The 23,902-nt window shown below is 39.2% G+C and carries 17 protein-coding genes; 6 read left to right on the forward strand and 11 right to left on the reverse strand.

The genetic code is table 11. From position 1 onward, the window contains the following. Nucleotides 1–16 precede the first annotated feature (16 nt). Nucleotides 17–727, reverse strand: coding sequence for a 16S rRNA (cytidine(1402)-2'-O)-methyltransferase (rsmI, locus tag HDF25_RS24250; protein WP_184629048.1), 711 nt, complete (start codon nt 725–727; stop codon nt 17–19). Between the two features lie 44 nt (nt 728–771). Here rsmI and serS point away from each other — a divergent pair, with 44 nt between their 5' ends. Further along, entirely contained in the window at nt 772–2,043 is a 1,272-nt protein-coding gene (gene serS, locus HDF25_RS24255; RefSeq protein ID WP_184628999.1) for a serine--tRNA ligase, read from the forward strand. Nucleotides 2,044–2,123: 80 nt separating this feature from the next. On the opposite strand, the gene HDF25_RS24260 is transcribed toward serS, so the two are convergent. Both HDF25_RS24260 and HDF25_RS24265 read right to left on the reverse strand, forming a co-directional pair. After that, on the reverse strand, nt 2,124–2,432 hold the full coding sequence (locus tag HDF25_RS24260; RefSeq protein ID WP_184629000.1) for a hypothetical protein: 309 nt from the start codon (nt 2,430–2,432) through the stop codon (nt 2,124–2,126). Between the two features lie 176 nt (nt 2,433–2,608). Continuing rightward, nucleotides 2,609–3,316 carry an SIMPL domain-containing protein gene (locus HDF25_RS24265; RefSeq protein WP_184629001.1) on the reverse strand — a complete coding sequence of 236 codons (708 nt, stop codon included), beginning with the start codon at nt 3,314–3,316 and terminating at the stop codon, nt 2,609–2,611. Nucleotides 3,317–3,906: 590 nt separating this feature from the next. Between HDF25_RS24265 and HDF25_RS24270 the strand changes: the two genes are divergently transcribed. The 3 genes from HDF25_RS24270 to HDF25_RS24280 are packed head-to-tail and all read left to right on the forward strand — an operon-like array spanning nt 3,907 to nt 11,559. After that, entirely contained in the window at nt 3,907–7,722 is a 3,816-nt protein-coding gene (locus tag HDF25_RS24270) for a DUF5977 domain-containing protein (RefSeq protein WP_184629002.1), read from the forward strand. A 1-nt stretch (nt 7,723) separates the two neighbouring features. Further along, on the forward strand, nt 7,724–11,209 hold the full coding sequence (locus tag HDF25_RS24275) for a DUF6443 domain-containing protein (RefSeq protein WP_184629003.1): 3,486 nt from the start codon (nt 7,724–7,726) through the stop codon (nt 11,207–11,209). A gap of 14 nt (nt 11,210–11,223) precedes the next feature. After that, nucleotides 11,224–11,559, forward strand: coding sequence for a YbbC/YhhH family protein (locus HDF25_RS24280; RefSeq protein WP_184629004.1), 336 nt, complete (start codon nt 11,224–11,226; stop codon nt 11,557–11,559). A gap of 562 nt (nt 11,560–12,121) precedes the next feature. On the opposite strand, the gene HDF25_RS24285 is transcribed toward HDF25_RS24280, so the two are convergent. Further along, the gene (locus HDF25_RS24285; RefSeq protein ID WP_184629005.1) at nt 12,122–12,562 is read right to left on the reverse strand and encodes a hypothetical protein; all 441 of its coding nucleotides are present in this window, start codon (nt 12,560–12,562) and stop codon (nt 12,122–12,124) included. Nucleotides 12,563–12,634: 72 nt separating this feature from the next. Next, nucleotides 12,635–13,510 carry an NAD(P)H-binding protein gene (locus tag HDF25_RS24290; RefSeq protein ID WP_184629006.1) on the reverse strand — a complete coding sequence of 292 codons (876 nt, stop codon included), beginning with the start codon at nt 13,508–13,510 and terminating at the stop codon, nt 12,635–12,637. A gap of 77 nt (nt 13,511–13,587) precedes the next feature. Between HDF25_RS24290 and HDF25_RS24295 the strand changes: the two genes are divergently transcribed. Then, entirely contained in the window at nt 13,588–13,986 is a 399-nt protein-coding gene (locus tag HDF25_RS24295; protein ID WP_184629007.1) for a winged helix-turn-helix transcriptional regulator, read from the forward strand. Nucleotides 13,987–14,019: 33 nt separating this feature from the next. On the opposite strand, the gene HDF25_RS24300 is transcribed toward HDF25_RS24295, so the two are convergent. The 3 genes from HDF25_RS24300 to ileS are packed head-to-tail and all read right to left on the reverse strand — an operon-like array spanning nt 14,020 to nt 18,403. After that, nucleotides 14,020–14,622 (reverse strand): lipoprotein signal peptidase, encoded by a 603-nt coding sequence (locus tag HDF25_RS24300; protein WP_184629008.1) that lies wholly within the window; start codon nt 14,620–14,622, stop codon nt 14,020–14,022. Next, nucleotides 14,622–15,005 (reverse strand): TraR/DksA family transcriptional regulator, encoded by a 384-nt coding sequence (locus tag HDF25_RS24305; protein WP_041885291.1) that lies wholly within the window; start codon nt 15,003–15,005, stop codon nt 14,622–14,624. Before HDF25_RS24305 ends, HDF25_RS24300 begins: the two co-directional genes overlap by 1 nt. Nucleotides 15,006–15,010: 5 nt before the next feature. After that, nucleotides 15,011–18,403, reverse strand: coding sequence for an isoleucine--tRNA ligase (gene ileS / locus HDF25_RS24310; protein WP_184629009.1), 3,393 nt, complete (start codon nt 18,401–18,403; stop codon nt 15,011–15,013). 160 nt (nt 18,404–18,563) lie between these two features. On the opposite strand from ileS, the gene HDF25_RS24315 reads away from it, so the two are divergent. Further along, nucleotides 18,564–18,821, forward strand: coding sequence for an isoleucyl-tRNA synthetase (locus HDF25_RS24315; protein WP_184629010.1), 258 nt, complete (start codon nt 18,564–18,566; stop codon nt 18,819–18,821). A 181-nt stretch (nt 18,822–19,002) separates the two neighbouring features. Here HDF25_RS24315 and HDF25_RS24320 read toward each other — a convergent pair whose 3' ends face one another. The 3 genes from HDF25_RS24320 to HDF25_RS24330 form a co-directional block, all read right to left on the reverse strand. Beyond that, nucleotides 19,003–20,106: a C1 family peptidase gene (locus HDF25_RS24320; RefSeq protein WP_184629011.1), complete on the reverse strand. Its 1,104-nt coding sequence runs from the start codon at nt 20,104–20,106 to the stop codon at nt 19,003–19,005. A 68-nt stretch (nt 20,107–20,174) separates the two neighbouring features. Beyond that, nucleotides 20,175–21,905, reverse strand: a complete 1,731-nt coding sequence (locus HDF25_RS24325) for a trypsin-like peptidase domain-containing protein (RefSeq protein WP_184629012.1) — start codon at nt 21,903–21,905, stop codon at nt 20,175–20,177. A 132-nt stretch (nt 21,906–22,037) separates the two neighbouring features. Further along, the gene (locus HDF25_RS24330) at nt 22,038–23,888 is read right to left on the reverse strand and encodes an alkaline phosphatase (RefSeq protein WP_260409458.1); all 1,851 of its coding nucleotides are present in this window, start codon (nt 23,886–23,888) and stop codon (nt 22,038–22,040) included. Nucleotides 23,889–23,902 lie beyond the last annotated feature (14 nt).

A 23,902-nucleotide genomic window follows, 5' to 3' on the forward strand; every position in this document is an offset into this window, starting at 1 on the left:
TAAAGCCCTTACGTATTTAGTCCTTTTCGTAAGAGCGTTTTTCCTTTTTAGTTTCTTCTTTTCCGGCAACACAAATTACAAATTCACCTTTTAAAATATTGTTTTCAAAATGTGATTTTATCTCCATCAGTGTACCTCTCACAGTTTCCTCATAAAGTTTGGTCAGTTCCCTGCTAACAGAAGCTTGTCTTTCCTCGCCAAAAAACTGGGCGAATTCTTCCAGTGTCTTCAGCAAACGATGTGGGCTTTCATAAAGAATGATCGTTCTTTCTTCTTCAGCCAGCTTTTTTAAGCGTGTTTGTCTTCCTTTTTTGACAGGAAGGAAACCTTCAAAAACAAAAGAATCCGTAGGCAGACCAGAGTTAACCAGCGCTGGTACGAACGCTGTGGCGCCAGGTAAACATTCTACGGGCAAATCATTTTTTAACACTTCCCTGACCAGGAAAAACCCCGGATCAGAGATCGCAGGTGTTCCGGCATCAGAAATCAGTGCTACATTTTTCCCTTCCTTCAAAAACCGGATGATCTCTGAGGTCGCTTTATGTTCGTTATGCTGATGATGTGAATAAGCTTTTTTATCAATACCAAAATGCTTTAATAAAGGCGCACTGGTACGGGTATCTTCGGCCAGGATGACATCTGCTTCTTTTAAAACGCGGATAGCCCTGAAAGTCATGTCTTCCAGATTGCCGATAGGTGTAGGAACCAGAAATAGTTTACCGCCCATAGTATTCTCCAAACTCTTGTTATATTTGTTAAAAAAATTAAATAATGCTGCAAGTTAACTATATCCGCGAAAATAGAGAGAAAGTTTTAGAACGCCTGGGCGTCCGTAATTTCAAACAACCAGAACTGGTTGATGAAATTATCAAATTAGATGAAGAACGCAGACAAACTCAAACTTCGCTGGATAACCTGTCCGCTATCGCTAACGCTAATGCTAAACAAGTAGGCGAATTGATGCGTAATGGTAAAAAAGACGAAGCTGAGGTTATCAAAGCAGAAACAGCATCGAATAAAGAACATATCAAAACAATGTCAGATGAGCTGGCTGTCATAGAGCTGCACCTGCACAATGCATTAGTACAATTACCTAATTTACCATCAGAACAGGTACCTGCCGGAACTACACCCGAAGAGAATGAAGTTGTTCTTACCCATGGTGCACCAGCAGAATTGCATGGAAAAGCTTTACCACACTGGGAACTGACGGCTAAATATGATATTATAGATTTTGAACTGGGCACTAAAATTACCGGCGCAGGTTTCCCTGTATATAAAGGTAAGGGTGCCCGTTTACAGCGTGCCCTGATTAATTTCTTCCTTGATCGTGCTACTGAGCAGGGATACAGAGAAATGCAGGTACCTTTAATGGTTAATGAGGCTTCTGGTTTCGGAACAGGTCAGTTGCCCGATAAAGAAGGACAGATGTATCATTCTACAGTGGATAATCTATACCTGATCCCAACTGCTGAAGTTCCGGTAACGAACCTTTACCGTGATGTGATTTTAAAAGAGGAAGAATTACCGATTAAAAATACGGCTTATACACCTTGTTTCCGTCGCGAGGCTGGATCTTATGGTGCACATGTACGTGGATTAAACAGATTACACCAGTTTGATAAAGTAGAACTTGTACAGGTTGTACATCCTGAAAAATCATACGAAGTTTTAGAAGAGATGAGTGTTTATGTACAGTCTTTACTCAAAGATCTGGGCTTACATTTCCGTGTCTTACGTTTATGCGGAGGTGATATGGGCTTTACTTCAGCGATGACTTATGACATGGAAGTATGGAGTGCTGCGCAGCAGCGCTGGTTAGAAGTATCTTCTGTATCAAATTTTGAGTCTTATCAGACTAACCGTTTGAAATTAAGATTTAAGGGTAATACTGGTAAAACACAACTGGCGCATACTTTAAATGGTAGCGCTTTAGCTCTACCACGTATCGTGGCAGCTATATTGGAAAACTATCAGACTGAAGACGGAATTATGATTCCGGAAGTTTTAGTGAAATATACCGGATTTGACCGTATCAGTTAATCCTTTTCTAAGGCTAAATAAAAAAGCGGGTGTTCCTATTGAAGGGAATGCCCGCTTTTTATTTGAAGTGATCCTGCAAATTAGAGAATCAGAATCAGTAATAAGATAATGATAATAATTGCACCAACAGAAAGATAAACACCACCGCTGATTCCACGGGCACGTTGTTTCATTTCCCTTAATTCCTTGCGCAGCTCTTTCTTTTCTGCTCTGGACATATTTGATTTGTCCATTGCTTTGATTTCTTCAACGCGGTTAACGATTTTCTGAAGTTCAGCTTTTTGTTCTACAGTCATTTCAACTTTGTCTTTAGTTGTAGCGGCTGAAACAGTATTCATACTGGTTCCTAAAAGGAAGATTAATGCGAAAGAATAGATTAATTTTTTCATGGTTTTATAATTTAATTTATAGGGTGTCTGACAGATCTATGACATAACAAAAAACCTACCAAAAGAATTGATAGGTTTTTAAAGTAGTTAATTGGCTGATATATAGTTGTTTTGTTGGCTCTTTGTTACTGGTAAACAGTACATGAAACCTTCAAACGTGTATACTATGATGGTCGTTATCTGATTTCAAAAACAGTATTCATCACATAACTTAGTTTTATCTTTTTGAAATCAATTTCAGGAGCCGGGGCTGCATCCTCTGCCATAGCAGATTTCATCATCATCATTCCCGAAGCACGGTAACCTGGCTGAGGGAAGTTTTCATTTCCTTGTTCCTGGATGTCAATTACACTACCTAACTGATTTCCCAGCGCTTCTACTAAATAAGTTGCTTTTGCCTTTGCAGCCAGTAATGCCTTAATTTTAAGGTCTTTCTTTAAAGACTCAATTTTAGAATAGTCATAGCTGTCTACGTTAGTATAAGCTACACCTTTAGGGTCAACCGAACCAATAATTTCGTTCCATTTATTTAGGTCAGTAACTTTAAGACGATATTGTTTGCTTACTAAGAAGTCTGGATTTTTCTTTTTCTCAGGTGCAGTGTTATAGCTTGACAGACTATTAATCATCAGATTTTCTTTAGCAATACCTGCATTCTTTATGGCATTATATAACTGGTTTTCCAGATCTGTAATCTCTACTTTTTTCTTGCTGTTACCATCTTTCAGATATTCTTTCAATGAGATGCTGATATAGATAATATCCGGAGTAACTTCAGTTTCAGCTGTTCCGCTAACGGTAATTTTTTTTCTTAAATCTACTTGTTGAGCCATAGCACTAACACTAATTAATGTAACAAAGGCAAGGACTAATAATTTTTTCATAATAAATTTCTATTTGTGTGTATTTACAGACTAGATGTAAAAATCATGCCGTTTCCATAATTGAAATTGAAGAATTTTAATTTTATGCAAATTAAAGATATTTTCTTTTTAATATTCTATTTATTTAAAACCGCAGATGCTATGATGATAAAATGGTTTTGCTGTCCTTCCACTCGGCCCCATATGTCTTGAAAAAACCATGTCAATACTGAGACTGAATTGTATTAAAGAGAAACGTATTTCTATGTAAAATATATTTTCGAACTTTTTAATGTGTAATTAACTAATTATATGGCACTTGTTTATCTATTTAAGAAGTTTATGTTGGTTTTTAGGTTTAATAATTTTCTTTGTTTTTTGTGAACGCAATTATTATCCTGATATTACGGCCGTTTGAAGCATCTATGTTGTCAAACAAATACCTGATTTATTACACAAAGGTTATAACACGCTCAATAATGACCAAATCTATGCTGCTGCACCATACTTCTCCTTGGTGTTTTCTATCATTAAGATATTTAATTGAGCAGTAATAACAAGCAACCAAGCACCTTAACAATAATTTATTATCTAATATACTGCAACTTCAAATGAGGAACACAAGACTGCTATCGTTCAATTCCATTTATTTCTTTCCCGAGATTTATTACCTTATTCACAAGCTCAAAAGACTAGGAGCGAAAACCTTCCCTATTTTGGGACTCCTGTTATTAACTAGTATGCTGAGTAATGCTCAATCTACAGCCCCTAAAGTATTATTACCCTCGCCTAATGCTGCGGCTCTTGGTGTTTACGGTCAGGTTCCTGTTTCTCTTTTTAACGGGTTACCACAAATTTCTATTCCAATTGAAAATATTAAAGCAGGCGGGGCGGATGTGGATATTAGTTTAAGCTATTATGCAGGTGGGATACGGCCGGATGATCATCCTGGTTGGGTAGGTTCTGGCTGGAATGTGAACGTGGGGGGCTCAATTACCAGAAAAGTGAATGGAGGTGTTGATGAAATAATTACTCCAGGATTTGATGATGAAAATATTTATAGTTATTACTATGATTATGGCTATTTAAATAATCCAGATTGGTATTCTGAAGCCTCATTAAAAGGAATATATTCAAGTCCGTTGGGGCGTGCAATACCGGATCCAGATGAATTTATATTTAATTTTGGTAATTATTCCGGATCCTTTTATTATAATCATAAAGGGAAATGGCAGGTGAAATCTGATCAGCCAATAGGCCTTGAAGTAGAGTTAATGAATAATTTTGAACTTCAAAAACAGCAGGAAGGGATGTCGTCGATCTACTTAAGACGGATTTTCTATAAGTTCACACTGATCACTCCTGATGGTGCTAAATACATTTTTGGTGGAAACCCACAGTCGATTGAATTTACCAGAGGTTCAGGTTCGACTAATAGTTACAATAGTGATGTAGTCCCTAATTCATGGTTCTTAACTAAGATTATTACCAATACAAAAAGAGAGGTGAATTTCTTGTATGAACGCGGGCCTATCATTGCACCACTTTCAACTTATGCATCGATATACTCCGTTTATGCAGCAGGAAGCCCTATTGGTAACAGGGGTTTTAAGTTAGGAAAAGCAGTGTCAATTATCAATCCTGTTTATTTAAAGGAAATCCAGACTTTAGATCAAAAAGTAGTGTTTTCAAGGTCTAAAAGCAACGAGTTGTCCTATAATTATGATGATGTAAATGATGACCTTGAGAACATGGCTACAACTTATTCTGATATTAGCAGAAATGGTACAGGAAAGTCAATTCAGCAGAACATCAGCTGGCAAAAACTAGATTCGATTTCTTTCTATACGAATACATCAGTGTTTTTGAAGAAGTTTGCTTTTTCTTATAAAGAGCTGGCCACTTCCCGTTTGATGCTGGATAGTGTCAGAGAAATGGGGTCCGATAGAAGTAGTAAGCCGGCCTATCAATTTTTTTATAATAATGGAGCTCTGCCAGATTATAATTCCAGAAAAACTGATCATTGGGGTTTTTACAATGGGCGAGATTATTTTGGAGGATTTCCGAGGTATGGTACTGTAGATGAGCTATGGGCGAACGTCTACAAAAAAGAAAATATACCGGCTTATACTTTGAGCAAGGATCAGGACACGACTTTGATGGCCTATGGTACAATTTCTTCCATCAAATATCCTACAGGTGGTACGACCAATTTTAAATTTGAACCTCATGAGTTTGGTCTGGTAGCTAAACGTTATCCTTTTGAGGTCGAAAGTACGGCAAATACCAAGTTGGGAGGATTAAGAATAAGTAAGATATGGGATGAAGACGAATTTGGAAAGATAAGTAATCTTAAAGAGTACAGATATGTATTAAACTATAATGCTGATGGAAAGAATTCGAGCGGAATTTTAGCCGGCAGACCGCAGTATCTTGAAGAAGGTAAAGGTCAGTATTCAAAAGGAGGATTTATTGACTATTGGTATTGGAACGATTATTCTGTAGAACCATTGAGTCAAACAAATGGAAGTTATATAACCTATACTGAAGTCGCTGAAAAATTAGCCGATGGCAGTTACACTATTTTCAATTATTCGAATCATGATCAGATTAAATATCGTGATGCAGCCCCAATGTCAATTATTCATCCTTCCCTAAACCAGTGGCTTCTTGATCCAAACACGAGCTTCTCTTTATTGCGTGGAAAATTACTTGAAAAACGGATGTATAGTTCAGGTAATATTATACAGCGTGATACCAGGTATGAATATAATGAAACAATAGGGCGGTCTGATGAGGAGGCCATTCGTGTTGATCATTATAAGCAGCGGTATTTTAATTTGGGAAATGGTCTGTTTGAGAACAGATCAACAGCATATTACATCTACACTTTCCCGGTTTTAATGAAGAAAGAGTCGGATTTCCTGTATGATGCTATGGGGTTAAATCCGGTTAATGTCGAGAAAAACAAAGAATACGATGCTTCCACTTATAATGTAATTCAGGAAAGTCAATTAAGTAGCAGTGGAAATGGTGTAGTGGCGGTTAACCATATTACGTCTTATCGTTACCCTAATAATATGTTGAATACTGATCCTACTGGTATATATAATAAGATGTATACTGATCATGTGTTATCTCCGGTAATAGAGAAAAGTGTTTATTCCGATAAATCATTAGTGAGCGGTGAAAGAATAACTTATTACAGTCCTTTTGCCGGAATCTATCTGCCTAAACTTCAGGAACATCAGGGTGCTGATGGTCGTTATGAATCTATTTTAGCTTACAATAACTACGATAAAAACGGTAATATATTAAGCCTCACGCAGATTGGAGGAAATACGATTAATTACATCTGGAGTAACCTGGGACTTCTTCCAGCTGCTGAAATCACCAATGTGGACTATTCAACTATTGAAAATACAGTAGGTAAAGCTAAAGTTGAAGCATTAAGAGAATTGGCTGCCCCAGATAAAGTGGCTGTGGATAACTTTCTGGCACCCCTCAAAACTGCGCATCCTGAGGCTTTTATTAAGAGTTTCTCCTATAAACCTTCGGTTGGTATGAGTTCTGAAACTGATATCAAAGACAAAACGACATTTTATGATTACGATGAATTTGGAAGGTTGAGATATGTGAAAGATCAAAATAACTATATAATTAAAGCTATCAATTATAATTATTCTAATCAAAAACCTGTTTTGACTTTTAAAAATGCAACAAGATCCGGAATATTTACAAAGAATGATTGTGCTTCAGGAACTGGTACGCAGGTAACTTACGAAGTTCCCAAGGGCACCTACACCTCTTTTCAGAGTGTTGATGCCGCAAATGCGATGGCGGATCGTGAAATCGCAGCTAAAGGGCAAGCATATGCCAATCATAATGGTAGCTGTACACCAGAAGCCGTAATTTATAAAAACGTAGAGAGATCAGGAATGCTCACGAAGAATGACTGTGCCACAGGAACGGGGACTCAGGTTTTGTACACAATTCCTGCTGGCAAATACAGTTCTACTCAAAGTGTCGAAGCGGCAAATACATTAGCGGATGCTGAATTTGGGACTGAAGGACAAAAATATGCAAATACAAATGGGAGCTGTACGCCGTCAAGCGTATCAACATATTTCAACATCACGAATAAATCCAACAATATCGTCTATTTTCTGCTAAATGCGAATGGAAATATTATCGCTGGTCCTCAGTCTGTAGGGCCAAACTCAACTTTGACCATAAGTGGTAATGTCCCTGCCAGTGCCAATTCTACTCTTGTTTTTAAGATTACATCGGGTTATATACCAAACTCGGCTGTCTTAAATGCTTTCTGGGGTAGACTTTATGGAGGAATTAGTGTGAAAGATTCGGCAGTTACTTTTACTGGGGCTAAGTTATCTGTTTCACAGAGTGTTGATGTAACGTTTAATTAATATGAAGATCAAGAATATAATAATAAGTAATTCTGGAAAATTCTTTTTTTCAGCTTCAGTACTCCTGTTTTTTTTGCAAAGCAATGTAAGTGCCCAGAAAAAAGACGAGAAACTCGATAAAGATGTAGAACTTAATAAATATGATGGAAAACTTGAAATAAAGGCTTCCCGTAGTATCACCTTGTTACCTGGATTTGAGATTCCTGCTCCGCCTTTGGGCCAGTCTGTACTTATTTATACTTTGGCAGATTTTAAAAGCTATGTTGATTTTGCCGGAGTTCCAAGTCAGGGAGAAAACTTTATTAGTACCAAAATATTTAAGGTTAAAGATGTGAATCCTGATAATCTGGACTTTACAAGGCTTGTAGGCGATGTAAATCAGACTGTTCAATATTTTGATGGACTTGGCAGGGTCAAGCAAACAGTCAATGTGCAGGCTAGCAGTACTTTTCGTGATATTGTGCAGCCTATAGAATATGATGGACTTGGTAGGGAGGCTAGGAAATATTTACCATATAGTTCTACTCTGGCCAGCGGCAACGGCGGATGCAGATTAAATGGTATCAATGATCAAATGGGATTTTACCTAAATCCGACAGTGTTCAATGCACCCAATGTAGCTGCAATCCCTAATGCGGCTTTCTCCGAAACTCTTTTTGAAGTTTCACCCTTAAGCAGGGTGGCAGAGCAAGGTGCTTCAGGTGATGCATGGCAGATCAGGAATGGGCATACCATCAAGTTGAGTCATGGAAGTAATAATGATAAAGACGATCTGAAAACGGATGGAAATTATGCAGTAAGAATATATCTGGCGAATGCTGGTTCTTCGGGACCTGAGTGTACGCTTTCGGGAGCCGGTTATTATGCGGTTAATCAATTATACCTTTCTATCTCTAAAGATGAAAATTGGGTAACAGGTGATGGTAAAGCAGGAACAATTGAAGAGTATACGGATAAAGAGGACAGGATCGTGCTGCGAAGGTTCTTTAATAGAAGAACAGATGGTGCGATAGAAGTATTGTCGACCTATTATGTATATGATTATCTGGGTAATCTTTGTTATGTGATACCACCGGGTGCTAATCCAGACACTGGAACAATCAATGCTGCTGTATTGAATAGTTTTTGTTATCAGTATCGCTATGACGCCAGGAAAAGGATGATTGAAAAATGGGTGCCTGGTAATCTGGCCTGGAGCAGCACAATTTATAATAAATTAGATCAGGTGGTTTTGACACAGGATGCGAATCAGAAAAAAGGTGGAAAATGGACTTATACAAAATATGATGCGTTGGGCAGGGACATAATGACAGGGATTTACAGTAATGCAGCGTCTCGCGCTGACCTGCAGACCACGGTTAGTGCTGATAGTGTTTTGTGGGAAAAACGAAACCCTAATGAGGATTATAGTAACCTGGCTTTTCCGCGAAGTGGGGGAGAACTTTATACTGTCAAATATTATGATGATTATAGTTTTCCCTCAGGTACATCTCATATTTTTAGCGGTTCAAGTGCAAAAACCAAAGGACTCTTAACCGGGACCAGGGTTAAAGTCCTGGATGGTGATAAGCAACCAATGTTGTATGCCTGGAGTTTTTATGATGAGGAAGGCCGGGTATCAAAGACTTTTGCGGAACATTATCTTTCAGGAGAAAGAAATGCTGCGAACTACGATGAAATTGAGAATACTTATAATTTTGCAGGAGAGTTGACAGCCAGCACTAAGGTTCATCATGCAGGAGGGGGAGCAACAACGGTTGCCAATCGTTATTTTTATGATCATGCGGGTCGGAAGCTTGCGGTTCTGGAGTCAATTAACGGGAGTCCTGAGGTGGTTTTGAGCAAACTGGAATATAATGAAATAGGCCAGCTGATGAATAAATCAGTTCATAGCACTGATAACGGGAGCAGTTACCTGCAAAACAGTACTTACACCTATAATGAGAGAGGCTGGATGAAAAGTAATACCTCTCCTCAATTCAGTTTCGAATTGAAGTATCAGGATAGTGCCAGCCCTCAGTATAACGGAAATATAGGAAACCAATTTTGGGGTAAGTCAGGAACTAATACTAACATCTTTACTTATAATTATGATAAGATTAACCGGTTGATAAATGCGGTAAGTACTGGAGTAGTAATGAGTGAAACAATGTCCTATGATGCGATGGGAAATATTTCTGATTTAACAAGAGATGGAAAAAATGGACATTATACCTATATAGGTAATCAGTTAAATAGAGTTGATGGGGGGCTGGCTACTGGTATTTATAATTATGATGATAATGGAAATGCTATAACTGATGGTAGAAAAGGTGTTACATTAACTTATAACTATCTCAATTTGCCACAGAAGGCTGTTGCTGTGGATTTGAATGTAAATTATGTTTATGATGCAACGGGAAATAAGTTAAGAAAGACAAGCGGAGATACCAAAACGGATTATATTGGCGGTATTCAATATACAAATGGGGTAATCGATGTTATTGCCACAGAAGAAGGCCAGGCGAGAAATAATCAGGGTACCTACAGTTATGAATATAACTTGTCAGATCACCTGGGTAATGTAAGAATGACCTTTAACAAACATCCGGTTGAAAATATATTAGCTATACAGCAGAGTGATGATTATTATGCATTTGGATTAAGAAAAAATTCAAAACTTGGATCTAATAAGTATCTTTACAATGGGAAGGAGTTACAGGAAGAGTTAGGAGAATATGATTACGGTGCCAGGTTCTATGACCCGGTGATTGGGAGGTGGAATGTGGTGGATCCGTTGGCGGAGAAGAGTAGACGGTTTAGTCCTTATGTTTATGGGAATAATAATCCAATAAGATTTATTGACCCCGATGGTATGGAAGCAATGGATCCTGGTGATAGATTTAAGACTATTAAAGAAGCAGCTACAGATTTTGCTAAATTATACAACGATAATTCAATAAAGGAGAAGCAAGAATATGGGACTACGATTTATAAAGGAGTTGAAGGAGGTGAAACATATTACTCGTATGTAGAGCCTTCGACTGGTGGTAATGACGGTGTTAGGGTTAGTATGAGTAGCCCAGTTTATGAAACTGTAGCTACGGCTCATACGCATGGTGCCGAAGAGAAAGGATATGTAAATAATGATTTCTCACCAGCAGATAAGACGAATGCTAAATCAAGAGATGTTCCTAACTTTGTTGCAACTCCTGAAGGAACATTAAAAATGTATGATCCGTCAAACAATAAGACGAGTTTGATCGCAAAAGATATACCAAGTGATGTTAATTCTCCAACAAGGGTTAACAATATTGATTCGGGGCAGTTGCCAAAAAATGAACCTACTAGAAATATGTCGAACAGATTTAGAGATTTTATATCCTTACCTGTTGGACAAACTGCTTCGGGGGTAAGAAATGCGGCGCCAAATGCTGTTAATAATTTACGAACAGGTTTTAACGGTTTTATAAATTCTGTAAGATCAGGGATTGCATTTTATCATTAATTAAAACAGAAACAATGAGATTATTTCATAGAAGTATTAGATTGTGGTTGGTTATATTAATAACGGTTCCGCTTTTAGTGAAATGCCGTCCTAGTATAAGTCAAGCCGAGTGGGATATTAGTCAAGGGTATGTGCCGGATAGCACAACTGCGGTACAAATTGCACAAGTATTATTTGTTCGTGTTTATGGAGAGAAGGTACTTAAGAAAAAACCTTTTATTGCAACTTTGAAGAATGGAGAGATATGGGTGGTAGAAGGAAGTGTAGATGAAGGTGTGGATGGAGGTGTTCCTCATATTGAAATTCAGAAGTCTGATGGTAAGATAGTTAAACTTTACCATTACAAATAAATACTCGTCCGCGTAAATTTTATAAGAAAAAATAATTGATTTCAATGTTGATAGGGGTGGTAGTAAATTAAATGTTTTAATAAAGTGAGAACAGTGTCTTATTAAACATAGGACAAAAATTGATTATGAATATTACATTTCTCGTTGTAGGAATTGCTTCCATAGTAATAGGTGTGATTATGATGACAAAGAGTAAGTTTTATAAGTATAAGACTAGCGATATGCTGTTTACTGCTAAACTGAGGACTTTTCTTAGCTCTGCTATTTTGGCATTGTGCGGAATGTTGATTGTTGCTAACGAACTTAAGAAGTTACTGTAATAGCAATTAGGATGCTAATTGTATTCTGTTAAGCACGCGTGATGTATTAATTCCTAAATCTGGGTTAGTAGTTTATTGCGGATTATTATAGGCTAGGGCTGGATTATAGTTAGACGATAAATATTTTTCACTCCTATCGCTAGTCAGAACTTCAATACCTTTCATTCAGAATAAGTGATTTAAGCTAAAAAGGGTACAAACATTCAATGTTTGTACCCTTTTTAGCTTAAATCACTTATTCTCTAATTACTCATCGGATCAGCTACTGCAGCTTTGCTGCCAGCTTTTTGTTTACCGCCCTGTGCATTCATTGCTTTCAGTTTAGCCAGCTGATCAGGCTTAAGGATCGTCTGATATTGCTGCATACGGTATTCAGCAATCTGTTTAGATGCCCCCGGAGTTTTCTGCGTAGCTTGTTTTAACGCATCTTTACGGCGGATACATTCTGTATTTACCGCTAGGACCTTAGTATATTGGCCATCATCCAGAGAAAGTTTTTTCTGTAACTCTTTGGAATAGGCGACCGCTCTCTGCTCAGCTGGAACGGCAGCTGCCGTCTTTTGCATTGTTTTTTGTGCTTTTACTGGTACCTGTTGCTTTGCTGCAGCAACCGGAGAAGCCGTTTGCGCTACGGCAGGAAGTACTGCTGCGGCAAAGGCAAATGCTAAAATGAATTTTTTCATAAGCTTTTAATTTTTTAATGTAATAATAACAAAAAAACAATACAAAACCATGAGTTACAATTCCTTGATTTTTTAAAAGCTAAGCGCAAATTCTTTTGCGAAATCCTCTAATTTCCTTGTAGAAAGAACCGGTTTGTTCAATAGATAATCCTCCCATAAAATACCGCTTCTGATTGCTGTACCCATCTCCACATAATTCTTGGCTAACTCTTCAGATAACCCTGCCTGAATCATTCCACCTAAAGCCTGTTCGTCGGTGAATTCTACCCATGGCAATTCGGGTTTACCTACTGCTGCACCCAGTATTTTTGCTGCTTCTCCTGTAGTGCGTTCATCGCTGGCTACATAACGGACGCTTTTTCCTGTAAATGGCGACTGTATCTCTTCTGCAATGGCTATTGCGATGTCTGTCGGATGTACCATGACTAATGGAGCAGAGTCACTATAATTTGCGCCCAATATATTCGCATGTTTAATCATGTCGACATTACCATAAAAATTAAAGTAAAAATAGGCCGGACGCATATGTTTTACAGTAATGCCTTCGAGGTTATTCAATAATTGCTCGACATCATGCAATCCTTTGATAGGGCCTGTGCCATTTGGCAAATGAGCCCCAATGCTGCTCAAATTGACAACCTTTTTAACACCCGCTGCCTGGATAGCCTTTATATATCCGCGTCCTGTGTCAGCAATGTAAGTCCTGTAATCAGTTGTGGTGTAACTAGGTGGAACCATCGTATATACTACATCCGCACCTTTAAATGCTTCTGTTAAAAACTCAGTGTCAGTCACTGAACCTATAGCCGCCTGAGCGCCTAATGCTTCAATAGCTTTTACCTTATCGGCACTGCTGCTGATAATCGTTACCTCGTGTCCGGCATTGATTAATATCTCTGCCAATGGTTTACTTATATTCCCCAGGGAACCTGTTAATGTAATTTTCATAATCTTATTATTTATTGACAGATCAAAGGTATATTTGTACTTACTTTTTTACAAGTACTTACCCCAGAGTATGTATCATGACAAAAATTAAAGAGAATTCTACATCGAACCAGAACAAGGAAATTTCAGCATTAGCCTGTCCTGTCACCTATGTGATGAATAAAATTGGCGGGCACTGGAAGTCGATCATTATCTATCAGCTTAAAGAAGGACCAAAGCGTTACAGTGAATTGAAACGGGCGATACCCGCAGTGACCGAGAAAATGCTGATCCAAAGCTTAAAACAGCTGGAAGCTGATAACTTGCTGATCAGAAAAGCAGAACCGGTAGTTCCTCCGTTTGTAACCTATTTTTTAAGCAGTTCAGGGAAGGAACTTGTGCCACTGATGCACCTGATGGCAGAATGGGCTATACATGATAGCCGCAGGGAGGAAAAGACAAAAGCTTTTTCAGAGCAGGTCCTGATGATGGACTAATGCCTGAAAAAGCTTTTGTGTTATGTTTTGATCTTAGTCTTCTACGACTTCGTTGTTGGGGCCGATTTCTTCCTTAACTTCTTCCTTGAAGTATTTCTTCTGGAAAATAAGGATAGCGATTACACCTATAGATATGGCAGCATCTGCTACGTTAAATACCGGTCTGAAGAAAATATAATCTTCTCCACCCCATATTGGCACCCATTTAGGAAAAATCCCTTCCATGATCGGAAAGTAGAACATATCCACTACACGGCCATGAAACAGGCCCGCATAGCCGTATATTTTACCATAAAGCACAGAATCAATGATATTACCTAATGCTCCGGCAAAAATAAGCGCCACATTCAGGACAAGCCCTCTGTGATACTTATGTTTGATCAGGTAAACCAGACCATAGCCGATTGCCGCCACAGCAGCAATTCTGAACAATGATAAGGCCAGTTTGCCAAACTCTCCGCCAAACTCCATTCCGAAAGCCATACCATTGTTTTCAGTAAAATGTATAATGAACCAGTTTCCGATAATCTTGAACTCCTGGCCAATATACATATTGGCTTTAATCCAGCCTTTTAAAACCTGGTCTATCAGCAGCACCAGGAGAATAACCAAAAAAGGTTTAGAATAGCCTTTCATTATGCCTGCTTCAATTTAGCTTCCATGCTCAACGTAGCGTGCGGTACAGCGCGTAAACGTTCCTTCTGAATAAGTTTACCAGTTTCACGGCAGATACCGTAAGTTTTATTCTCTATACGTACCAGTGCAGCCTCTAAATTCTCGATGAATTTTTTCTGACGTGCTGCCAGTTGATTTAATTGCTCTTTTTCCAGTGTCGCAGAACCATCCTCCAAAGTCTTGTAAGTACCTGAAGTATCTTCAGTACCATTAGAATTCGGGCTGCTCAAAGAATTTGTTAAGTTGAGAAATTCCTCTCTCGCCATACGCAGTTTATCCTGGATCAATTCTTTAAATTCTTGAAGCTCGTTATCTGAATAACGCGTTTTTGTAGGTTTTTCCATGTTAATTATTGTTTTGCAATCAAAATCTGTAATTCAACATCATCGATCACTATTTTGTTTCCTTTATCTAAATTACTTATCAAATTAATAGCATCAGCTAATATTTCAGCGCAAATGTATACTTTATTTTGTGCCACCGCACCTGCAATCAAATTATGATTTTGTAAACTAACAGTAATACGGTCAGTGACTTCAAAATTAAGTTCTTTTCTTAAATTCTGGATCCTGTTAATCAATTCACGTGACAGTCCTTCTTCTTTCAGCTCTTCAGTAATAGTCACATCAAGTGCAACAGTCAGGCTGCCCATATTGGTTACCTGCCATCCAGGAATATCCTCAGCAATGATCTCTACATCTTCCAGCAGAATTTCATACGTTGTACCCGGTACAATATAAGAACCTTCCGCCTCAAATTTGCTTAATTCTTCCTGGCTCATTCCAGTAATTTTTTCGGCAACTGCTTTCATGTCCTTACCCACCTTAGGGCCAAGGGCTTTGAAATTTGGTTTAATCTTTTTCTTGATAAAACCAGCGGTATCAGAAATATATTCAATATCCTTGATGTTAGTCTCCGAAAGAATAATATCCTTCACCAGCTCTACTCTTTCTTTGAAATTTTTATCCAGTACCGGGATTAATATCTTGGCCAGTGGCTGACGTACATTGATGCTCACTTTCTTTCTTAGTGAAAGTGCCATTGAAGAGATATTCTGTGCCAGTTCCATACGCTCATTCAATTCTGTGTCGATCAGCGAAGCATCGCCTGATTTCCATAAACTCAAATGCACTGACTGCTCTGTACCAGCCTTGTTAACCGTTAAATTCTGATATAACCAATCGGCAAAGAAAGGAGCTACCGGAGACATCAGCTGAGCAACGCTCATTAAGCAAGTATATAGTGTTTCGTAAGCAGCCTTTTTATCAGCAGTCATTTCACCTTTCCAGAAACGGCGACGTGATAATCGGATATACCAGTTACTCAAATGCTCATCGACGAAAGTCTGAATCGCTCTTGCAGCTTTGGTTGGCTCATAAGTATTATAACTCTCATCTACCTCATTAATCAGGTTCTGCAACAGGGATAAAATCCATCTGTCCAGTTCAGAACGGTCTTTGACAGGAGTTTCGTTGTTTTCGTCAATTTCAAACTTATCGATGTTCGCGTATAAAGCAAAGAAAGCATAAGTATTGTACAGCGTACCGAAGAACTTACGTCTCACCTCGTCCAGACCATCTGTGTTAAACTTCAGGTTGTCCCATGGAGACGCATTGCTGATCATGTACCATCTGGTTGCATCTGCACTATAAGTATCAATCGTATGGAACGGATCAACACCATTACCTAAACGCTTAGACATTTTGTTACCGTTTTTATCCAGTACCAGTCCATTCGAAACCACATTTTTATAAGCGATACCTTTATTGCCCACACGTTCATTGATGGCTTTGATCTCATCGCTGGTTTCACTTAACATCACTGCAATCGCATGTAAGGTAAAGAACCACCCGCGGGTCTGATCTACTCCCTCAGCAATGAAATCAGCCGGGTAAGCATTTTCAAATTCCTCTTTGTTTTCAAAAGGGAAGTGCCATTGTGCATAAGGCATTGCACCACTGTCAAACCAAACGTCAATCAGGTCCAGCTCACGGGTCATTTTCTCTCCTTTTGAAGAGGTTAAGATGACATCATCCACAAATGGACGGTGCATGTCTTTCAGTTCAAAGGAAGCCTCCATAAAGCCAGCCTCAACAGATTTTTTGATCTCTGCATTCAGTTCTGCAATAGAACCGATACATTTCTCTTCCGAACCGTCCTGTGTTCTCCATATTGGTAAGGGAGTTCCCCAGTAGCGGGAGCGGGAAAGGTTCCAGTCTACCAGGTTTTCCAGCCAGTTTCCAAAACGGCCTGTTCCTGTAGCTTCCGGTTTCCAGTTAATAGTTTTATTCAGGGCAACCATTTTATCTTTCACTGCAGTGGTTTTGATAAACCAGCTGTCCAGTGGATAGTATAAAATTGGCTTGTCCGTTCTCCAGCAATGCGGATAGCTGTGCTCGTATTTTTTAACGTCGAAGGCTTTGTTGTCTTCCTTCAGTTTAATTGCAATCAGGACGTCCGTAGGCTTGAAATCTGCTGCTTTACGTTCCTCATCACTATAATATTCTTCTTTTACATAACGACCTGCAAAATCAGTTACCTCATCTACGAATTTACCCTGTTTGTTAACCAGAGGAAGTTCATTGCCCTGGTCGTCAGTAACCATGACATAAGGCATATCATTTTCCTTCACGACACGAAAATCGTCTGCGCCGAATACCGCTGCAAGATGCACAATACCGGTACCGTCTTCAGTTGTTACGTAATCCGCAGGGATTACACGGAAAGCCTTTGCTTCTAATTCTGCATTAGTTACATAAGGCATCAGCTGGTGATAAACCAGGCCAACCAGTTCCGCACCCGTAAATTCGGCTGTGACTGTCCATGGAATCAGTTTGTCCCCGCCTTTGAAATCAGCGAAAGAAAGATCTTTAGCTTCATTTTTGAAATGTTTGCCGATCAGATCTTTAGCCAGTATAACACTTACAGGTAAGAAAGTATAAGGGTTGAAAGTCTTAACTTTTACATAATTTATTTTTGCACCAACTGCCAATGCACCGTTAGACGGTAAAGTCCAGGGGGTAGTTGTCCAGGCAATGAAAGCTGTTTCTTCTGTGTCATTTTCAAATAATACCGGCATCATCGGATGCTGCTGTTCTTTTTTGATGAAGAACTGCGCAGTGATGGAAGTATCTTTCAGCATTTTGTAAGTACCCGGCTGGTTCAGTTCATGCGAACTTAAGCCAGTACCCGCAGCAGGAGAATATGGTTGTACCGTATAACCCTTATACAAAAGGCCTTTATCGTAGAAAGTCTTTAAGATCCACCAAAGAGACTCAATGTATTCATTTTCATAAGTGATATAGGGTTTCTCCAGATCCACCCAGTAACCCATCTTTTCAGTCAGGTCATTCCAGATGTCAGTATAACGCATAACTTCTTCACGACAGGCTTCATTGTACTGCTCAACCGTAATTTTAGTACCGATGTCAACTTTGGTAATTCCTAGTTTCTTCTCTACGGCAAGCTCAATAGGCAGTCCGTGTGTATCCCATCCGCCTTTACGTTTTACCTGGAAACCTTTCAGAGTCTTATAACGACAGAAAATATCTTTAATAGCGCGCGCCATGACATGGTGAATACCAGGCATGCCGTTAGCTGAAGGAGGGCCTTCATAAAAAGTAAATGGGTTTGATTTTGGGCGGGTAGAAATACTTTTTTCAAATATATTTTCTGCCTTCCAAAACTCCAGTATCTCTTTACCTATCTTAGGTAGCTCTAATTGTTTAAATTCCCTATACATCAATCCAGTATCTTAAAAAAATAAGGATGCAAAGTTAAGAATTAAGAATTAAAAAAAGGTAGATATTAAGGAAATACATTGATCTTCAAAAACTTAAATTGGTTTGGTTTTTGATGCCTTTAAATGCAAACGATAAATTAACCGTTACAATCTCAGTATTATGATCAAGATAATGAAACTTCAAAAGGCAGTAATTGCTATTATCCTGGGTATAATTGCATTAGGTGCTTATATTCTGATGAGTGCAGCACATATCAAATGGAGCAGATATATACTTGAAGTGTCCGGATTATTTCTGATGCTGGGCGCGGTTCTTTTTCTTTATCCTATTTTATTTTCCAGAAAAGACAAAGAAGGTTGTGTGGAGCTTGATCCGGAAGCACCGATAGACAAAGTCGAAACGACAGATTCAGTCTGAAGGACAGTTGACCTCCCGGACTGGTACGGTTCGTCAAAACCCCACAAATAACCTATCATCAAAACACGTTGAGGCCACCTTTTCCCTAAGGAGAAAGGTGGCCTCAACGTGGCCTAATGGTGGCCTTATGGTGGGGTAATCTGCAAGCGTACCCGAACAGGTTACGAAACAGATACGAAGATTATATACCTAATTTTTTCTTCAGTTCTTTTGACAATGCAGCTTTAGGTAATACTAAACTCACTGTGTTAATCGCGAAATAAGGTTCCGAAACTTCTATATAGCCTTTGAAAGGGCCTACTGCACCCCATGAATTTTTAACTTTAAAAAAGTATTTTCCATCAGTTGACTGTTCTAATCCGATCAGGTGCATTAAATGATCATCCTCGGTCGTCAGGTTTTCATACAACTGCTGACGCAATTCCGGTGAATAAGCCAGTTCTTTTGCATTTGGATTCAGTTTAGGTGCTTTGGCATCAGTAGTGTCTGCAAACAGGATTGCATAACCTTTTCCCTGCTGGAAATTTCTGTTGCTGACATCTGCATCCCACATAACAGTATAGCCATTTTTTAAGGCCGTTTTTGTCATACCGATCATTTCATCTAATGGCAGGTTATAAAAAGAACCATTTGAAAAATTATCAGGGGCTTCTAAAATGAAAGATGAATAAAATGGGTGATGGGTAAAGGAAGTGATATTCACATAATCGTTCGCATCAAACTTTAATACTTCTTTAGCAAATGTTTTGGGCGTATAGTTTTTGCCCTTATAATCGAAATTAGCTGGTGGAATACCAATTTTCTGGTCCAGGATCTGCTCATAGCCTTTTAGCCAGTCGGCTGCTAAAGGACGTTTTTTTAGTATGCCATCCAGGTAGGTTTTTAAAGCTTCTTCCAAACCGGAATGATTAGGAATTTCTCCACTCACACCCTGGAAAGCCTCTTGCGGCATAGCACCATAAAGTGCAGTCGCACGGATCAGGTCATGTCCCAGCCCACCTTCACCAAACTGAGCTTTGCCCTGACGCAGGATGTAGTTTTTTGCTTTTTCTATATAAATGTTACGTGCAGTGAACATCTCGGAAAGATTAAATTCACCTAATCCTTTACGCAGTTCTTCGGATTCTACCAGTGAAGTAGTAGAATAATTCCAGCAGGTACCTGATTGTCCCTGGTTTTTAACCGATGTAGCAGGATTGTCTTTAATGGTCTTTAACTGACTTTCCTGGGCCTGTGCAGCGTACATCATGCCAATCCCAAGGACAAATAAAATAGTTTTTTTCATGTAGTTATATTTTTAGAGGCGATTTTTATTTTCCTAAATTAAGGAAAAACCTCTGCAAAAATGCGGGCTCATTTGACTAGATTAAAATTTAAAATTTCAACAAATTTGCTAACTATGATAGCGGGGATGGCCAGACTGCTTGTTCGGCTGAACCTGGCAATATTTATTCCATAAAATCGTCCGTCTGTATCATATAAAGGCCCGCCGCATTCCGCAGGTTTTAATCTGCCGTCATGAACCAGAACATGATCAAATCCATCAGCTCTTTCACTCCGTCCATCCGTAAAATGAAAGGCAATATGACTTGGTACAGGTGGTTTTTTAGATACCAGAACGAGTCGGGCTTTAAAGGGGCTTCTTCCTCTGTTATATTGAATATTGACCGTGTCAAGAACTTTAGAACCTGCCATTACTTTGATCAGGTCTTCTGGCTTTTGCATCGGCGTCCCGTTAAAGCTAACCAGTTCATCTCCGTCGTCAAGATTTGCAGTACTTGCCGGACTACCTGGTGAAATCTTGCTTATCATCAGTTTTCCATCTTCTAAACTGGTGTCAAATCCAATAAACGGAGGGTCTGGTACTCCGGCTACACCAAACTGCGTATTGCCAAGTACACTTATAATATTACCGTTATCTGGCTGAGGAGAAATCAGAAACTTACCTATCTCTTCAAAACCCACCGTGTCAGTCCGGACTGATTTAAGTTTCACTCCTCCTTTAATGATGCTATCCAATTGAAGCAGGACCAGGTCATTCGCTTCATCCCGGCTTAGTACCATGGCTTTAATATTTTTACCGGTTTCTGTTTTGATCATTGGATCATCACCCACCATTGAACTTTTGCTGATTATAAAACTTTTATCTTTTAGCTTCCCGTCAGAAATAATGCCCTTCAGGTCGACAAGGGTACCGCGTATAAGCATTTCGGTGCCTTTGTTTGTGCTTTTTACCACCATTACGGTTTTATCCAGCACAGCCTCAATTTCTTGTAGGCCTGCATTGATATTTTTAATTTCCGGCATTGGTTTCAGCATTGAACTTCTCGGATCAGCGGTAAAGTTTTCTGCTGCCGGAAGTGCGTCATAGTCTACAGGACTATTCAATGCGGTCCAATATTTTCTGTACAGATCTACAGGGACTTCATAATTGGAATCCAGTGAAAGATCAACCCTACTGTGTAAACCAATTACTCTTCCCTTCATATCAAATAACGGTCCCCCTGAATCCCCTGGTTCCATGAGACAGGTAGAACGGATAAAACCGTCCCTGGTTCTGGGGTCGGCAATATATCCCAATCTCACGGTAGGCTTTTTAATACGCAGAGTACCCGGATAGGCGATGCTGATACAAGGCATATCCTTTTGTAGGGATGATGACCAGCCCATTTCGGCGTAGGGCCAGGTTCCTTTATCAGTGATTTTCAGCATGGCCGCATCATTAGAAGCAATTTTACCCAAACCTACCGCCCTGAATTTTCTACCATCGGGAAATGTAACTTCATATAAATTGGACTCTTTTTTTTGACCAGAAAACAGCGCACTATATACGTCATTTGGTCTGATTGCGTGTGCCGCAGAAAGAATATGACCGGCTGTATCAACCACTACACCGGTAAACTGTTCGGTACCTGCTGTTTGTGTAACAGAATCGTAGGAAGTGATGTAAACAGAGGAACGATATGCTTGCTGAATAGCCTTCTGAATATCTTTTTCCAACTTTTTGATACTCTGAGTAGTGTTTTGAGAAAATACCTGTGTACTAAATTGTAATGAAATGAATAAAAATAATAGTTTTTTCATGTATTGATTTATAAACCCAGGGTAATTATGATTAGCCCAATCTAATAATGATTTGTCAAAAAATCAGGTAAATAAATATGCACAAAAAAAAACCGCATCATTGACGATGCGGTTTTTTTTATTCTTTTGTTTTTATTTAGAGGTAACGAGTCTGAGAATCTTTTTAAAGAGCTCATTGTTTGCATAAGTGCCGGTAAAATCACTGGAATGCGGGCCATAGGCATAAACAGGAACCATGATATTGGTATGGTCATTGGTACTGAATTCGCCCTGGATTCTGCCTTCACTTGCAGAAGCATCCAATAGTGTTAAGCCGCCTGTTTCATGGTCTGCAGTAATTAAGACCAGCGTCTCGCCGTCCTGATCTGCAAAACGTAAAGCTTCACCTACAGTTTTATCGAAATCATGCAATTCGGTGACTACATATTTCAAATCATTCACATGGCCTCCGTAATCGATCTGTGCGCCTTCGGTCATAATGAAAAATCCTTTTTTATTAGTGGATAAAAGCTGCATAGTTTTTTTTAGTGATTCAGCGAGCATATTGCCACGGCCATCTTTAACAGGGCGTGTCGCAGAATCCGGTAGTAACACCAGTTGTTTTCCGCTGGTTTTCTGTTTAAAGTCGGTCATTGATTTACTCAAAGTATAACCTTTATTTTCTAGTTTACGCATTAAATCAGCATCCGGATTTTGCAGAAAACTTTTCTGGTTGGAGCCAACTAAAATATCTACATGACTGTCCAGGAAATCTTTCGCTATGGCCTCACTAAAAGAGCGGTCCAGCTGATGGGCATAAAATACTGCAGGAGTAGCGTCGGTTATATCACCCACGCTGATGATTCCGCTTTTTAATCCATAAGTTGCCAGCGTATCTACCAGGTTGGTTCTTTTTTTATCATCAGTCCCCATACCGATATAACGGTTGTTCGTTTTCTCGCCCATGGCAATAGCCGAACCGCCTGCGGCCGAATCTGTATTTCCTGAATTGGCTGCTGCGGTTTGTGAAAAACCACTGTTACGGATCATCGTGATGTTCAGGTTACCATGATTTGCAATCCATCCGGCATGAATTTGTGCCAGGCCCATCCCATCACCGATCAGTAAGATTATGTTTTTCACTTTCTTATCTGCACCGTCAGTTTTATAGCTTGGCTGATAAACAGGATAAGCAACCGGATTAGTATAAGTCAGTTTGTCCTTTCTTAAATAGAAATCGCGTAATTTTTCTGGTGCATCTGTATTAATCCAGTCAACTCCGAACTTTTCCAGTTCAACCCAGGTATTAGGACTATCCTGTGTCGCCCAGAAACGGAAAGGTTTGTTTTTCTGATGTGCCGCATCTATAACCGCTTTGAGTTTAAGCTCGTCGATTTTGGTTGGTGTGCCTTTACCATTCCAAACCGTATAGTGCGTAAGCTCATCGCTGATCATCGCTATACGTTCAAGCTGTTCATCTGTGTAAACGGTTGTTGGGCGGCCATCAAAAGAGATAATCTCAGGATAATCTTTGAACTTTTCAGGTACCGGCATATCCCCGCTGATGACAATACTTACCGCATCTGGGTTTGTCGGCCTGTTGACCATATCCTGAAATGGCTTCAGCTCTTTCAACAACTGAGGAAGTACATGCTGGTAATCTTCCTTGACATCAATAACCAGCTGTAACTTTAACTTCGGATCTGCATAAGGATGATTTCCATTTTGTTTATACAGTTTGTACAATGGTTCCAGATATTCTTTGACCAAAGTAGCTCCCGGTTTGATCTCTTTCAGTTCATGCGCTACAAACAGCTGCCCTTCCTTAAGAAACACATCAGCCTCAATAGACCCCATGCCCGCGTAATAGGCGCGGAGCAGGGGGATATTTTGTTTGTAATCATTGTGACTATGTCCAGCATTAGCTGATAAGGATTGCTGAGCCTGTGAATCTATCGTCAGCAGGAGCAATCCTAAGAACGAATAGCGGAATAATTTCTTCATGATCTTAAATATTT

Source organism: Pedobacter cryoconitis, from assembly GCF_014207135.1.
Lineage (GTDB): Bacteria > Bacteroidota > Bacteroidia > Sphingobacteriales > Sphingobacteriaceae > Pedobacter > Pedobacter cryoconitis_D.

What these genes read in the sequence shown, in the direction of transcription:
- ileS (WP_184629009.1), bottom strand. Translation starts at nt 18,403, where the DNA reads ATGTATAGGGAATTTAAACAATTAGAGCTACCTAAGATAGGTAAAGAG.
- HDF25_RS24260 (WP_184629000.1), bottom strand. Translation starts at nt 2,432, where the DNA reads ATGAAAAAATTAATCTATTCTTTCGCATTAATCTTCCTTTTAGGAACC.
- HDF25_RS24295 (WP_184629007.1), top strand. Translation starts at nt 13,588, where the DNA reads ATGACAAAAATTAAAGAGAATTCTACATCGAACCAGAACAAGGAAATT.
- HDF25_RS24325 (WP_184629012.1), bottom strand. Translation starts at nt 21,905, where the DNA reads ATGAAAAAACTATTATTTTTATTCATTTCATTACAATTTAGTACACAG.
- HDF25_RS24300 (WP_184629008.1), bottom strand. Translation starts at nt 14,622, where the DNA reads ATGAAAGGCTATTCTAAACCTTTTTTGGTTATTCTCCTGGTGCTGCTG.
- serS (WP_184628999.1), top strand. Translation starts at nt 772, where the DNA reads ATGCTGCAAGTTAACTATATCCGCGAAAATAGAGAGAAAGTTTTAGAA.
- HDF25_RS24315 (WP_184629010.1), top strand. Translation starts at nt 18,564, where the DNA reads ATGATCAAGATAATGAAACTTCAAAAGGCAGTAATTGCTATTATCCTG.
- HDF25_RS24275 (WP_184629003.1), top strand. Translation starts at nt 7,724, where the DNA reads ATGAAGATCAAGAATATAATAATAAGTAATTCTGGAAAATTCTTTTTT.
- HDF25_RS24285 (WP_184629005.1), bottom strand. Translation starts at nt 12,562, where the DNA reads ATGAAAAAATTCATTTTAGCATTTGCCTTTGCCGCAGCAGTACTTCCT.
- HDF25_RS24330 (WP_260409458.1), bottom strand. Translation starts at nt 23,888, where the DNA reads ATGAAGAAATTATTCCGCTATTCGTTCTTAGGATTGCTCCTGCTGACG.
- HDF25_RS24265 (WP_184629001.1), bottom strand. Translation starts at nt 3,316, where the DNA reads ATGAAAAAATTATTAGTCCTTGCCTTTGTTACATTAATTAGTGTTAGT.
- HDF25_RS24270 (WP_184629002.1), top strand. Translation starts at nt 3,907, where the DNA reads ATGAGGAACACAAGACTGCTATCGTTCAATTCCATTTATTTCTTTCCC.
- HDF25_RS24280 (WP_184629004.1), top strand. Translation starts at nt 11,224, where the DNA reads ATGAGATTATTTCATAGAAGTATTAGATTGTGGTTGGTTATATTAATA.
- HDF25_RS24320 (WP_184629011.1), bottom strand. Translation starts at nt 20,106, where the DNA reads ATGAAAAAAACTATTTTATTTGTCCTTGGGATTGGCATGATGTACGCT.
- HDF25_RS24290 (WP_184629006.1), bottom strand. Translation starts at nt 13,510, where the DNA reads ATGAAAATTACATTAACAGGTTCCCTGGGGAATATAAGTAAACCATTG.
- HDF25_RS24305 (WP_041885291.1), bottom strand. Translation starts at nt 15,005, where the DNA reads ATGGAAAAACCTACAAAAACGCGTTATTCAGATAACGAGCTTCAAGAA.
- rsmI (WP_184629048.1), bottom strand. Translation starts at nt 727, where the DNA reads ATGGGCGGTAAACTATTTCTGGTTCCTACACCTATCGGCAATCTGGAA.